We start from the raw sequence: 13,581 nt of genomic DNA, 5'->3' as shown, positions 1-13,581 counted from the left end.
CCCGTTAAGCGTCTTCCACCGCCAACACGACCTCAAGCTCGCTGATCGCCTGCAGTGAACCCTTGGTCAGCTTGCTGGATTTCAGGCCACTGATTTCCAGACGCTCGATGTCGAGTTGCCAGACATCAACACCGGTATGGATATTGTCAAAAGGCGCATGCGGAAAGAAGGCCTCGATCTCGGTGTATTCATACAGGTTGTCTTGAATCACGGCCAACATCGCCGCGCGAGCCTCGGCCAACACCTCAACCATATAGTCGCGAATGCGGTCTAGATCCGCGTCGGACACTTCGGCGAAATAAACCGCGGATCGCGTGCCATCTTCGTCGAAACGGGTCACGACTTCGGTCGCCGGGGCGAGCAATATCTCATGCTCACCCTCGATTGAAAAAGGCCCCTTGTCTGCCGCTTCTGGGGGAAGAAACTCGATCAGCGCACCGCAACAATCAATCAGAATTTGCTGCCCGGCTTCGGCAATGAAATTATCATCCTCCCAAAGCTCAATCGCGATTTCAGGATCAACCTGAGCATATGGCAGAGCATAGCGCCCGCCGCCCTGCAGTTTCTGACCTTCGGGGAAAATTTGACCCCCATTTCCGCGCTGGAAAAAGGTCAAGATAGGTCGACGAAACATCAGAAACCGACCAGAGCGGGTATGTACGAGTGCATAAACCTGAAAGGCCATGTGTCTTCTCCTCCGATATGTTAATTCGGGCTGTTGGTGACTTAGTCCAAACCCAATACGCGACGGACGCGGCTCAGCTCGCGGTCATGAACAGTCAGGGCATCCAGAAACAGAGAGACCGCAACCCGGTTATCCGCAGAATAATGCCCGCCCAGAACATGCTCCAGCGCAGCCGGGCAGTGGTCATAGGCACCCGCGATATTGTCGACGCTCAGCGCGCGCATCCCAGTACGCAGAACCTTGTCGCAATAGGCAGCAAAGCTGGCGTTCAGGTCGTTGATCACGATCCGCTCGGTTTTAGGTGAGATCGACGGCTTGTAGGGCTCGTAAAGTGGCACCCAGCTTTCGGCGCGCCCCAGATGGGTCGAGGTGGGCGGATAGCCATTGGCGGTCATGAACATCGTACAGCCAAAACACGAGGCCAGCTTGGTGGTACAGTCACCAACCGTAATTTCATAAGGCGTGCAATGCGGGCCCAGATGATAGGCCTTGTAGATCGCCTGGATCATACCGTGGGTATAGCCCTTAACGCCTTCGTCCCCGCTTTCATCGACGAAATTCATACCCTGATCAAAGCGCATAATATTGGTGATCTGGTCCGACCGGTTTGTCGCCCCGTGATCGGGTTCCTCTTCCTTCGGAGCATCCTGCGCCAGATCGCCGCCAATGATGCCCCAACCAACGCAGTCATGGTCATCGGTATCGCGACGAACGCGCGGGTTCCACAGGGCAGATTCCTCGGGCGGCAACCACCGAGGATACCATCCCTCGAAAATATTGTCGTCATGATCGCCCGCATCCAGATCAGGGATATGGAACCGCGCGCTTGGCATCGGACCGACCGGATCGGTGTCGCCTTCGACATTTCCGTTATCGACAAACCCGGTATAGGCCCCCAGCCCGATATACTGATAAGCGGGATCGCGATCCCTTTGCTTGATCTCATCATATAGCACCTGCCCCTTGTCACTGAGGTGGTGTTCGGGGTGGCGGATATCGCCCTCGGTCGGAGGCTCATGCCCGGCCAAACCATAAACCCCAACGATCACAGCGCCGGTTTTATGATCGACGGCCGTCCCTGCCCTGACCGAATGGCCCTGCATGTCGATTTCCAAAGCGGCCAGCTGTCCGATTTTCTGGGCGGCTTGCTGAAGCTGATCCCATTCGCGGGACCATTTGTCGGGCCTGGGCATCTCGTCAGAAGGTTCCATTGAAAACTGCACATCGACATTGGCGCGTATCTGTTCGATCGAATGACCTACGATGGCGGCGGCAACAATATAGTCCGCCTCAAGCTTGGGATCAGCACCGCCGTCGGTCAGAATTCCGGATGTACGTCTGTAAGCCATCAATTCACTCCTCCAAAGTTTCGCCCGCTTGGGGCGTCATGAATATTGAATGTCGTAACCAAAAAAATTGATTGGATCGGACTTCGGACCCGGCGTGCCGCCATACATGGCGACGCGCATCGCCTGGACATGGTGCAGATCAAAACTGGCCACACCCGGACCTATTTCCCGGCGGTCGATCCGAAAACCCTGCCGCGTTGTCATATCGGCCGCAAAGTTCAGCCGGTCCGGAGCCCGGAGCACGCATTCTCCCTGCAAAGGCAGGCGGGTTTCGGTCAGGGGAAAGCCGCAGCGCACGACCTGCACCTTGTGCAACCGATGCCCTTTTGGAACCGTGATGGTCAGGTCAATCCCGTCGCCTTTGCGCCGGGGTTCGATCGTTGCCTCGCCACAGACAACTTTGCGATCCACCAGAACATCGGGTGAAATATTGCCCTCGCGGTTGACGAACCTGACCGACAGGGTCAGGTCAATCTGAAAGCTTCGGTACCAGCGATACGGGCATTGCAGAACAACCTGCCAGGTTAACGGCCTAATGTGCTGGTCGTGATCCAAACAGTCCCAGAACAGGCCAACCCTGCGCACATTGGGGTTTAATGATCGGTTCTCAAATACGAGTTGGGTTGTCATCGCGCCACCCTGACGAATCTGTGTTATGAACTCGACGGCGGCGGCGACAGCCTCATGATAAAACCAAGCTGTTGAAACCCCGGCTCCAGGCCGGATTTCAGACGCAACCTCAAGAACTTTCCATCCGGCTCGCCACTGATTTTGACGTGGCCGACCACTGTGAAATCTGTTTTACCCTTATCGCCCTTGGACGGTGACGCCTTGGCGTCTTTGCTGGGCTTGGGTTTGGCGGGTTTGGGAACCTCAACCCAGCCATCACTGACCGCCAGAGCCTGAATTTCGGATGAGACCCCGTCCTTGGAATATGTAAAATCCGTGAAGGTGACGGCCACGTCCTCAAATTTCCCGGCATCGTCCACCTTGTACTGAACCGAGATCTGAAGCCCGTTATAGGGGGGCTTGTTGCGCCCGGTCTTATGGAAATCGCCAGATTGCCAAACCTGTTTGATGGGCTTCAAACTGTCTTTCTTGTCCGCGTCATCCTTGGGTTTCGAATCCGGCTTTTTGGGATTCGCGGGCTTTACCGGCGTCGGGGTATCAGCGGCAGCCTTCTGATCGCTGTCTTCGTCGCCCTTAGACCGTTTGCGTTTTAGGGCGATTGTTGTGTCGGCAGTTTTGGTCATGACACACCTCCTCTTTCCATAGCTCCGTCAAGCGGTGTGCATCCTGCGGCTAGTAATCCGCCGCAGGGCGCGTTTACGCATTGATGTTTGCCAGCTGGAAATCAAAGGGGGTAGAGTTTTTGCCAGGCCCGCCGCCCGACATCACGATATCAGCGCTTTGGATGCCGAACAGATTGATCTCTGTGTTGATCTGACTGATGATCGCCGAGTCCATGACCTGGCCCTCTTCGATCTGCGACACCACGCCGATATAGATGGTCGGGTGGAACTGAAAGACGCCCTTCTGCCCCGGCGCAAGGTTGGTCTTGGCGGCCAGAAGTTTGCCTTCGCGATAGATATTCGCGTTGATCGATCCCATGGTCAGATTGTTGCGCAGCTCGACCTCATTCGGCGACGTTGCCGGGGTTTTGGCCAGGCGCAAGATATCCCCGCTGGTGTCTTTGACCATTTCATAGGCCTGACCGTCATAGGCCGTCATCTGCGGCGTATAGTTCCCATAGCTGTCCGAGGCCGAAACCTGAAACTTCAGCGGGTATTTGAAGGGGTGATAATCCAGACGCCCCAGGTTTTTGATGACTTTCCACGCGATAGCGAGTTCGCCGAAATCTTCGGCCACGTTTTGCTGGAAAATAACGATCGATGAATTATTGGCATCATCCGAGTGATTGACCAATCTGAGTTGAATATTTTCGGTAACCAATTTCAGATTCCTTCCATTAGCGGTTCTTGTCGAGAACGACGAAATCGTGAATCAATGCTAGCTGAGAACTCTGTAATTCGATCTTTGCAGGAATCATCATTTCCTTTGATCTTTGCACTGTTAGACCCCTGCCCGCGGTAACCGGTGCACATTTTGGCCAGCCTCGCGCGCGCAGGAGCATGCTCATCCAGGACGTGTTTTGGGTGAGGCTTAATTCATCGAATTGCGATAGCGCCGATACTCCGACGGCGAGACGTCGAATTCCCGTTTGAACGCGGTCGAAAAGTTATTCGCATCCTCGTAGCCAACCTTGAAGGCGATGTCCTGAATGCTGTGCTGCCCCTCAAGAACCAGGGCCGCTGCATAGTTCAACCTGTAGCGCCGAAACCAAGCCATGGGGCCAACACCGAACTCTTCCTTGAACCGCTTGGACAAGGTGTTCCGGTTTGACCCGACCACTTGCGCCAAGGCGTCAATGCCGCCGGCAAATTCGGGCTCGGTAGAAAGGAAATTACAAGCAGCATTGACCAACGTATCTTTTGAAAAGTACTCGGCAGAGACATCCTCTTTCATCAATGCTTGCGCCGCACTGAATCTGTGCTGGATTTCGCTGGTGACAAATGGATAGGCAATATAGTCGCTGTATCCTTGCGAATATACTTCGGCACGTGCCGTCGACAAACCCAGGTTGATCAGTGCAAAACTGTGCTGGCGCTTATGCGACCCGGCAGGTTTTGGGGCATTGGCCGGCACAAAACGCTTCAGGCACTGACGTACAACGATTGCTTTTTCATGGTAAGAAATGCCTGTGCTTTCTGCATCGTTCGACACGCGGTATCCCATAGACCTTTCAACTATGCTGCGAAATTCGGACAAAAGGCGCGGTGTAAACTCCAAGCAGATCACTCGGTCACGATCATAAGGACTATGCATAAAATTCCCCATCCAAAAAACTTCTGAAAATTTTGTAGGGCGCCACGCAGAGTGCGACCTCTGCTGATCTGAAAAATCAACTTGAGTCGCTGAGCCGCCACCACAACTTTTGATTGAGTACAAAAGGTCTGGGAACTTCTGTTAACTTATTCACATATTGCATTATTAGACCAATCCAATACGGCATTAACCATAAATGAATGGCAAATTGCCAAGGGTTCTCCTTGCCAGCCAGACCAAGCTATGCCTTCTTCTGCCAACGCAATGGGAGACATGGCAGATGAGTGAACCGGTCAAGCTAACACTGGATGAGATACGAAACCTAAGCCTGACCATCCTGTCCGGATCCGGATACGGGCCGGACCATGCAGCGGCCATCGCGGATATGCTGGTCACCTGTCAGATTGATGATTGCCAGTCGCACGGCCTGTTCCGACTGTTCATGTGCAATGACACCATGAAGGCAGGCAAGATTGACGGAAATGTCGCGCCAGCCATTACCCAATCGGATAACGCCATCGTTCAGGTCGATGCTCGCGGGGGTATGTCCCTGCTGGCATTTCATGAGGCACTGCCAATTCTGATCGAGAAAACCCGAACCCATGGTATTGCAGCCATGGCCATCAATCGCTGTTTTCATTTCTCTGCCCTCTGGCCCGAAGTGGAGCGGCTATCTGCTGCCGGCCTTGCGGCGATGGCGATGGTACCAAGCCATTCCTGGGTTGCCCCTGCCGGCGGCACCCGCGGTTCGTTGGGCACCAACCCGCTGGCATTCAGCTGGCCGCGACAGGGCAAGGATCCCTTCACCTTTGACTTCGCAACAAGCGCCTTTGCCCGTGGCGAAATCGAACTCTATCGCCGCGCAGGCAAGCCCCTACCCGATGGCGTAGCAATCGATAAGGACGGCAACCCAACCAACGATCCGCAGGCTGCGATGGAGGGTGCGATGTTGACCTTCGGCAGCTACAAGGGTTCGGCCCTGTCCATCATGATCGAACTCTTGGCCGGTCCGTTGATCGACGACCTGACCAGTCTGGAGAGCATGGAGTTTGCCGGCAACTCAGGCGGCGCCCCCTATCATGGTGAAATCCTTCTGGCCTTCGATCCGGGGCATTTCAGCGGTGGCCGCATAGACCCGAACGATGCAAGGGCAGAACGCCTGTTCGCTGACATCACCGATCAGGGCGCGCGCCTGCCATCCCAACGCCGGTTTGCCGCCCGGGCCCGTAACACGGAACGCGGATATGTTGAGATTGCCAAAACCCTCTATGACGATCTGCAAGAGTTGGCCCAACAGATTTAGCCCCCTTCCCCTCAGCAAAGCAGCTGGCTAAGAAGTCTCTCCGAACGACTGTCAGGAGGCCCCATTGGACCGCATCGCCCGCACCATCGCCACCGAGATCAACGCCCGACCCGATCAGGTAGGGGCCGCAGTAAAATTGTTGGACGAAGGCGCGACTGTGCCCTTTGTTGCGCGCTACCGCAAAGAAGCGACAGGCGGTTTGGACGATACCCAACTGCGCACCCTGTCAGAACGCCTGACCTATCTGCGCGAATTGGACGCCCGTCGCGCAACCATCCTGAATTCGATCAAGGATCAAGGCAAGCTGACAGACGAACTTGCAAAATCCATTGCGCTGGCTGACACCAAAGCACAGCTGGAAGACATCTACCTGCCCTACAAACCCAAGCGGCGCACCAAGGCAATGATCGCACGCGAGAACGGGTTGGAACCTCTGGCTGACGCAATTCTTGCAGACCGGTCTGTCGATCCCGATACCCTTGCTCAATCCTACCTGTCCGAGGCCGTTCCGACCGGCAAGGATGCCCTGAACGGTGCCCGCGACATTGTCACCGAACGACTAACCGAAAACGCCACCCTGTTAGGCGAACTGCGCAGCTTCATGCAGCGCGAGGCGCTGCTGACCTCGAAGGTGATTGATGGCAAACAACAGGATGGCGCGAAATTCAGTGACTATTTCGACCATTCCGAGCTGTGGGCCAAAACGCCGTCTCATCGGGCTTTGGCGATGCTTCGCGCTTCAAAAGAGGGCATCGTGACACTGGACATCGCGCCGGACCCCGAGACCGGCGCTGCTCGGGCGGAAGCGATCGTCGCATCACATCTGCTAACCCGCACGGATTCAACTGCCGATACTTGGTTACGCAAGGTGGCCGGTTGGACCTGGAGAGTAAAGCTCTCGCTGACGATGATGGTTGACCTGATGGCCGACCTCCGCAGCCGTGCCCAGGACGAGGCGATTTCTGTTTTCTCTCGCAATCTTAAAGACTTACTTTTCTCTGCGCCAGCTGGCGCCCGCCCAACCTTGGGGCTGGACCCTGGAATACGAACAGGTGTCAAAGCAGCGGTTGTCGATGCAACTGGCAAAGTGGTTGCAACTGAAACTATTTACCCATTCCAACCCAAGAATGACCTTCGAGGCGCGCAGGCCACAATCCTGCGCCTGATCGCCCAGCACGGCATTGAGCTTGTTGCAATCGGCAACGGAACAGCCAGCCGCGAAACCGAAAAGCTGGTCGGCGACACGCTCGGAGATTTGCCCAAAACCGTCACTCCTCCCACCAAAGTCGTGGTCTCGGAAGCCGGAGCATCGGTCTATTCCGCATCCGAACTGGCCGCCCGAGAATTCCCGGACCTGGATGTTTCCCTTAGGGGCGCAGTTTCAATCGCCCGTCGTTTACAGGACCCCTTGGCGGAACTGGTCAAGATCGAACCCAAATCCATCGGGGTCGGGCAATATCAGCACGATGTGGATCAATATAAGCTTTCGCAATCATTGGCATCTGTCATTGAAGACGTTGTGAACGCCGTTGGCGTTGATCTGAATACTGCTTCTGCCCCATTGCTGTCGCATGTGTCCGGGTTGGGCCCGGGGCTGGCAGAATCCATCGTGTTGCACCGCGACATGAATGGTGCCTTTCAATCTCGTTCAGAGTTGCTGAAGGTGGCGCGCCTTGGTCCCCGCGCGTTCGAACAATGCGCAGGCTTTTTGAGAATACGCGATGGGGCCGAGCCCCTTGATGCGTCTTCCGTGCACCCCGAGGCTTATTCCGTGGCCCGACGCGTTGTCGCCGCATGTGGGCGGGATATTCGGCAAATCCTGGGGAATGAAGGTGCCCTGAAAGGCCTGCGCGCCGAACAGTTTGTTAACGACAGTTTTGGCCTGCCCACGGTTCAGGACATATTCTCCGAGCTTGAAAAACCCGGTCGTGATCCCCGGCCACATTTCAAAACTGCCTCGTTCACTGATGGCGTGGAAGAGATCAGCGATTTGAAACCTGGAATGACCCTGGAGGGCACAGTTACCAATGTCGCGGCATTCGGCGCTTTTGTTGATATCGGTGTTCATCAGGACGGGTTGGTGCATATCAGCCAACTGGCAGATCGGTTTGTCAAAGATCCCCATGATGTCGTCAAAACCGGCCAGGTAGTTAAGGTACAGGTCGTCGAGGTGGATGCGCCGCGAAAACGCATCGGTCTGACGATGCGCAAGGATGGTGGCATTGAAACCCGGCAAAAGCGCGTTCAAAGCAGCGACCAAACGCGGCAAAGCCATACAAAACAAAAAGAATCACAACGCGCAAAAAACGGCAATAATGCGCAGCAGGGAGCACTTGCAGATGCACTGAAATCTGCGTTCAAAAAACAATAATCTGCTAAAGGGTGTGCACCCCCCCTGCCCTTACCGCGATCAGTCGAAAGCGTCTGGCTCTAGCTCTTGCCAGAATTCGAAGATTGCGGTTGCATTCAGCCCCGAGCGCCACGCATGCGCTCGGAAATGCTCGCGGTCCAGGTCGTTGTCTAGACCGGCAAGAAACAGTCTTTTATCTGCGTCCCTCTGTGTCGGGTTTCGCCGCGAAACCAGTTCTTCTACGATCGAGAGTTTCCGCGCTCGCTCCTCCCGCTCGGCTACCCGTTCGGCATAGGCTTTGTCTTCAACCGCCACTTGGGCCTGCCTCGCCTGCGCTTCTTCCAGTGCTTCGGGGCTGGGCTTCGCTGGCTGTTCCGGTTCAGGTGGCTGATAGTCATCGCGCAATGCGGCCGACAGATAGCCCAATGTGGATTTCACTCCGCCCTTTTGCCTTACGTAATCAAGTTTCTGCGCGACGTAGTCTTCACCATGTTCGGAAATCCACTGTCGGGCCAAACGGTCCGAGACCCCTTGATCACGTAGCTTCGTGTACACCTGCATATTCCGAGCACCGTCGCTGTCATCAATTTCGAACATCGCCTTTTGCGGGTTTCCCTTAATCCGAAAGCGAATATCGGTGACCGTCCGGCCTTTCTTTTGGAACTCGGGTTCGATCAGAATGTCCGAGCTTTTGTTCACCTCGGCAACCGCCGGCTTGATGATCTTAGCGTTGAGATGTTTAAAGCTGGTATAATAGTCGCTGCCATCTACACCCATGAGCTTTCGAAAAACGTCCAAGGCCCACCAACCTGTCGACCCGATGCGCACAAAGCGATAGCAGTTTTCATAGAGTGCCAATCCGTGCCCAGAACTAAAGTTGCGCTGAATCTGAACGTTGATCAGCGCATAGATTTTGGGATCATACAGCTTCTGCGCCAGCGCCGGTGAGTAGGCATATTCACAAACACCATTCTTGAGCTTGGCAAAACTCAGCAGAGAGGAAACACCCCATTCCTGACGCCCCTGCTCATCCAACATGTCCCATTCAGCGACAGTCTCGGCCAGGGCGCGCAGGCTTGCACGCAAGGTATCAAAATCGTTCGAGTTATAGCCGACCATCATCGCCAGAGTTCGTGCATCGATGGTATGGGTCTGTGCAGATGTCAGCGCATCATAGGCATTGAGAAGCAGGACATTCGACAGCTTTCGCTGAAGCAATGTCAACTTACCGCTGATGTGAATCGCGGCGACGTTCTTTTTCACCGTTTCCCTTCGCAAGGCTCCGGAAAGGTGATCCATGTCTATTTGTGTTTCCGGCATGATTCTGCCTGACTGCTCTTTTTTGCATTTCTGCCATGAAAGGTACCTATCAATCAACTTCTATTAGGTGCCCAAATACAGGATCAGGCTCATCCCGAAAACGGGTACCCTAAACAGATATGCCGAAACTTATCCCCAGACCCATCATCGCGAACCCGTCATAGGAACGACTCAGACAGGATCGAACGTACTAGAAACGGCTTTGTAAGTGTCTAATAGCGTCGAAGATCCACGTCCCTGCGAATCGGTGCCCTTGTTCCTGTCGAATGGTTCCCTTGGTCCCGTATCTGGGCACCTTTGATCCCGGAATCGGATACCCTAGGAACTGTAAATGGGTCCTTAAGGTGATCTAACTTGTTGTTATAATTACTATATTATTAATCTAAATCTCTTAAAGACTCTATAAATAATAAACTCTTTGTTGGCGTGCTCTCTCATTTTTCTAGAGTTTCGTGGCGAAACCCAGCCTTGCGCGCAAAAACTGTGGAAAACTTCCGATCGCAGGATAGCTTTAGAAGATAATGTTCGCTACATTCCTAAATATACGCCGCTAAGGCGAACATCTTCTGAGGCAACGACAGTGAACAAATCAAACCAACCTCCGCTACCGCCATATTTGAATCTTGATCCCGCAACAGCGGCCGGGAAGTTACCTGATCCTATAGGAACCTCTCGATTCGCAAAAGCAGCGGCATTCTGCGCCAAAGGCCGTGAGGATCTTGCTCGCCGAGGTTATGCTCCTGATGGGGAAAAGCGGCTGCGTAGGTTTTCAATTTGGGAAATAACTAAGTACCTAATTCCGGTTGCACCTGCGCATCTCCGCCGTGTCCTCAAAGCACATCCTGATCTTCCTCAAGGCGAAGGTGAAGCCGGTTCAAAATGGTTCACTTTGGAAGAGGTCCTGACCTTGCGCCAGCATTTTGCGGCTGAAGGCGTCAGCACGAAGGAGTATCTTCCCTACCGGCCTGAAGGGCTTCCGGCTAAGGTTGTTTCCGTTGCAAATTTCAAAGGCGGTGTTGGAAAAACCTCGACCGCCGCCCATCTGGCCATGTCCGCCGCCTTGGACGGATACAAAGTTCTGGTCATCGACCTCGACAGCCAAGGATCCATGACGTCGATCCTTGGCGGGTCCGTCGCAGATGAATGGCAAACTGTGTTCCCCTTGATCGCGAAGGACTATGCTCGGGCGGTGCAGGAGGAAAACCGCGTGCGCAATGCGGCAGGTCAACCTGAAATTCCATTGGATGAGACCTTGCAAGAGGCGCTTAAAACGACCCCTGGCGATGTAATTCAGAACACCCATTGGCCAAATATTGATCTGATAGGTGCGCAGTTGAACCTTTACTGGGCCGAGTTCCAGATCCCAGTGTGGAGGATGGGGCTGAGAAGTTGGCCTTTGTGGGACGGCCTGACCAATTTCCTCGAGGATGAAGGTATCCTCAACGATTATGACATCGTCTTTCTCGATACGCCTCCTGCACTTGGGTACCTTACGATCAATGCACTGGCTGCAGCAGATATCCTTCTGGTTCCGCTTGGAGCTTCGTTTCTGGAGTTTGATTCAACGGGTCGGTTCTTTGACATGCTCTATACGACCTTTGCCAGTATCGAGGATGGTGAAAACACGGCACAACGCGCAGCTGGCTTGCCTGAGCTCAAGTTCGAATGGGATGTTGTACGCGCAATCATCACCCGGTTTGATGCCAGTCAGCAAACAGACATGGCGAACGTAATTCAGGCCTATTTCGGGGATTTCATGAATGCCTACCGGCAGGACTATACTGCTTTGGTCGGGCAGGCTGGTGAGCAGGTGAATGGGATCTACGAAGCCGACTACCGTGATTTTAACCGGGATACGTATGTTCGGGGTCGGGAAACGTTTGACCGGACTTACGCAGAATTCAAAGAGGTTCTGATCGGTTGCTGGTGGCGCGACGCTCAGATGGGAGGAGAGGCAGATGGCTAAACGCAGAAGACTGACCGCACCGGACACAACAGAGCTCGAACAGCTTGAAGCGGGTTTCGCCGCGAAACCGTCGATCAGCCCGTTTGAAGCAAGCTCGTCCGCACCTCCAATAGCTCAGGTTGCAGCGGAGGCCGCTACCTTGGGTGGCATGGCGTCCGTGACAGACAGAGTCGCTTTGGCCCAGGACCAAGGTGATGCAGCTCGATGGCGCGATGCACAAACTGCCGGTTTGATTGCGGAAAAAATATCGCTGGATCAGATTGATCCGGATTTCATCCGCCGTGACCGGATGGTTGAAGACGAAGAAGCCATGGCGGAACTGTTGGAATCGCTGCGCGTTCACGGCTTGAGAACGCCAATCGAGGTGAGCCGGGTCGGTGACAGTTTTGGCCTGATCTCGGGCTATCGGCGTCTGGAGGCCTTCAAGCGGCTGTCCCAAAGTGATGCTCGGTTCATCGAGATTCCTGCATTTGTCCGTGAGGCTGGAACAGGGCAGGGCGCTTACGTCTCGATGGTGGAAGAGAATGAGCTGCGCTCGAACCTCAGCCCTTATGAACGCGGGCGCGTCGCGGTTCTGGCGGCAGGGCAGGGGGTTTTTGCTTCAACCGAGGCCGCTGTCGATGTGCTTTTTGCTGCTGCGTCCAAAGCCAAACGGTCCAAGGTCCGTAGCTTTGCTATGGTGCATGAAGCGTTGGGGGATTTGCTGCAGCATCCCGTGTCGTTGTCAGAAAAGGCCGGGCTCAAGCTTGCTTCGGCATTGCGGGACGGGGCACAAACCAGATTGCGTCAGGCATTGGCTGGCGCCGGCCCGTTGGATTCCAAGTCCGAATGGGGTCTGCTTGAAGCTGCGATCAAGGGCGTGCCGGACGCGGAAAAAGCTAAATCGCGCGGCGGGCGCCCGCAGCAGGTGCAACGCTTGACACCGGTTGTCCTTCCCACAGGCGGCACAATTCAGGCCGAAGTGACATCTGGGGAACTCCGCCTCAGGATACGCGGGCGGGAAATTTCAGTTGATGAGGCTCAAAAACTGATCGACAAGATTGGCAACCATCTGGGTTAGTCCTGTGACGAGACCGGGATAGGTCGGTCTCGTCGTCAAAAAATCAAAGAGCTGACTGGATTGGTTCGCAGAGGCGAATTCTACTACTGTCAAGGTAATGATCAAAATGAGGAATAAATGATCATTATGGATTCAAGATCCTTTGGAGGTGCTCGCTAGAGGAATTTGGGTAAATGCTAATGTCGCTGAGGCAAACGTTTACGTGGGTTCTGCCGCAAACTTCGCCCCCACCTGTCAGTTCGAGTGCATTTCTGGTAGCGCGTGCTGGAACATGACAGGAGCAGGCCGTGAAGATCTCATTTAAGGGCGCGCATTTTCCGAAAGACGTCATCTTGCACGCGGTCTTCTTCTACCTGCGCTACGGTGTTTCATACCGGGATCTGGAAGAAATCGTGGCGGAACGTAGCGTTGATCTGGATCATGCGACGCTAAACCGTTGGGTCAGTCGATATGCAGGTCCCCTTGCTGAAACAGGGCGGTATAGAAAGCGTCCCGCAGACCGTTCGTGGCGCATGGATGAAACCTATGTGAAAGTAAAAGGCGAATGGGTTTATCTTTACCGAGCGATCGACAAACACGGCAAGACCTGGATTTCATGTTGTCCGAGCGCCGGAACAAAGCCGCTGCGACGAGGTTCTTCGCCCGCGCTCTCGAGTTGAACG

Annotated in this window: 11 protein-coding genes and 1 pseudogene; 5 read left to right on the top strand and 7 right to left on the bottom strand. The window is 54.5% G+C overall.

Annotated features, from left to right (window positions below):
• Positions 1 to 4: 4 nt before the first annotated feature.
• From AC2FH6_RS10650 to AC2FH6_RS10625, 6 genes are all read right to left on the bottom strand, one after another.
• Positions 5 to 685, bottom strand: coding sequence for a hypothetical protein (locus tag AC2FH6_RS10650; protein WP_496702476.1), 681 nt, complete (start codon positions 683 to 685; stop codon positions 5 to 7).
• Positions 686 to 726: 41 nt separating this feature from the next.
• Positions 727 to 2,034, bottom strand: coding sequence for a hypothetical protein (locus AC2FH6_RS10645; RefSeq protein ID WP_496702474.1), 1,308 nt, complete (start codon positions 2,032 to 2,034; stop codon positions 727 to 729).
• A 36-nt stretch (positions 2,035 to 2,070) separates the two neighbouring features.
• The gene (locus AC2FH6_RS10640) at positions 2,071 to 2,664 is read right to left on the bottom strand and encodes a hypothetical protein (protein WP_142640305.1); all 594 of its coding nucleotides are present in this window, start codon (positions 2,662 to 2,664) and stop codon (positions 2,071 to 2,073) included.
• Between the two features lie 23 nt (positions 2,665 to 2,687).
• Positions 2,688 to 3,287 (bottom strand): hypothetical protein, encoded by a 600-nt coding sequence (locus AC2FH6_RS10635; RefSeq protein ID WP_496702472.1) that lies wholly within the window; start codon positions 3,285 to 3,287, stop codon positions 2,688 to 2,690.
• A gap of 73 nt (positions 3,288 to 3,360) precedes the next feature.
• Positions 3,361 to 3,987 carry a hypothetical protein gene (locus AC2FH6_RS10630; protein WP_142640307.1) on the bottom strand — a complete coding sequence of 209 codons (627 nt, stop codon included), beginning with the start codon at positions 3,985 to 3,987 and terminating at the stop codon, positions 3,361 to 3,363.
• Between the two features lie 210 nt (positions 3,988 to 4,197).
• A complete protein-coding gene (locus tag AC2FH6_RS10625; protein WP_496702411.1) occupies positions 4,198 to 4,818 on the bottom strand; it encodes a helix-turn-helix transcriptional regulator in 621 nt (206 codons plus the stop codon).
• Positions 4,819 to 5,200: 382 nt separating this feature from the next.
• Between AC2FH6_RS10625 and AC2FH6_RS10620 the strand changes: the two genes are divergently transcribed.
• Both AC2FH6_RS10620 and AC2FH6_RS10615 read left to right on the top strand, forming a co-directional pair.
• Positions 5,201 to 6,223 carry an Ldh family oxidoreductase gene (locus AC2FH6_RS10620; protein ID WP_496702470.1) on the top strand — a complete coding sequence of 341 codons (1,023 nt, stop codon included), beginning with the start codon at positions 5,201 to 5,203 and terminating at the stop codon, positions 6,221 to 6,223.
• A gap of 64 nt (positions 6,224 to 6,287) precedes the next feature.
• Complete coding sequence (locus AC2FH6_RS10615; RefSeq protein WP_496702468.1) at positions 6,288 to 8,594, top strand: Tex family protein; 2,307 nt, start codon at positions 6,288 to 6,290, stop codon at positions 8,592 to 8,594.
• A 39-nt stretch (positions 8,595 to 8,633) separates the two neighbouring features.
• On the opposite strand, the gene AC2FH6_RS10610 is transcribed toward AC2FH6_RS10615, so the two are convergent.
• On the bottom strand, positions 8,634 to 9,893 hold the full coding sequence (locus AC2FH6_RS10610) for a replication initiation protein (RefSeq protein WP_496691398.1): 1,260 nt from the start codon (positions 9,891 to 9,893) through the stop codon (positions 8,634 to 8,636).
• 580 nt (positions 9,894 to 10,473) lie between these two features.
• On the opposite strand from AC2FH6_RS10610, the gene AC2FH6_RS10605 reads away from it, so the two are divergent.
• The 3 genes and pseudogenes from AC2FH6_RS10605 to AC2FH6_RS10595 all read left to right on the top strand — a co-directional run.
• A complete protein-coding gene (locus AC2FH6_RS10605) occupies positions 10,474 to 11,859 on the top strand; it encodes an AAA family ATPase (RefSeq protein ID WP_496691397.1) in 1,386 nt (461 codons plus the stop codon).
• A complete protein-coding gene (locus AC2FH6_RS10600; RefSeq protein WP_496702419.1) occupies positions 11,852 to 12,919 on the top strand; it encodes a ParB/RepB/Spo0J family partition protein in 1,068 nt (355 codons plus the stop codon). The genes AC2FH6_RS10605 and AC2FH6_RS10600 overlap by 8 nt, the downstream gene beginning before the upstream one ends.
• A gap of 287 nt (positions 12,920 to 13,206) precedes the next feature.
• Positions 13,207 to 13,581, top strand: a pseudogene (locus AC2FH6_RS10595) (IS6 family transposase); the annotation flags it as partial.

Source organism: Ruegeria sp. CDSC045, assembly GCF_059610725.1.
The sequence above is the reverse complement of the archived record's forward strand: the minus strand, read 5'-3'. Positions and strand labels throughout refer to the sequence as shown.

What these genes read in the sequence shown, in the direction of transcription:
- AC2FH6_RS10650 (WP_496702476.1), bottom strand. Translation starts at nt 685, where the DNA reads ATGGCCTTTCAGGTTTATGCACTCGTACATACCCGCTCTGGTCGGTTT.
- AC2FH6_RS10645 (WP_496702474.1), bottom strand. Translation starts at nt 2,034, where the DNA reads ATGGCTTACAGACGTACATCCGGAATTCTGACCGACGGCGGTGCTGAT.
- AC2FH6_RS10640 (WP_142640305.1), bottom strand. Translation starts at nt 2,664, where the DNA reads ATGACAACCCAACTCGTATTTGAGAACCGATCATTAAACCCCAATGTG.
- AC2FH6_RS10635 (WP_496702472.1), bottom strand. Translation starts at nt 3,287, where the DNA reads ATGACCAAAACTGCCGACACAACAATCGCCCTAAAACGCAAACGGTCT.
- AC2FH6_RS10620 (WP_496702470.1), top strand. Translation starts at nt 5,201, where the DNA reads ATGAGTGAACCGGTCAAGCTAACACTGGATGAGATACGAAACCTAAGC.
- AC2FH6_RS10610 (WP_496691398.1), bottom strand. Translation starts at nt 9,893, where the DNA reads ATGCCGGAAACACAAATAGACATGGATCACCTTTCCGGAGCCTTGCGA.
- AC2FH6_RS10600 (WP_496702419.1), top strand. Translation starts at nt 11,852, where the DNA reads ATGGCTAAACGCAGAAGACTGACCGCACCGGACACAACAGAGCTCGAA.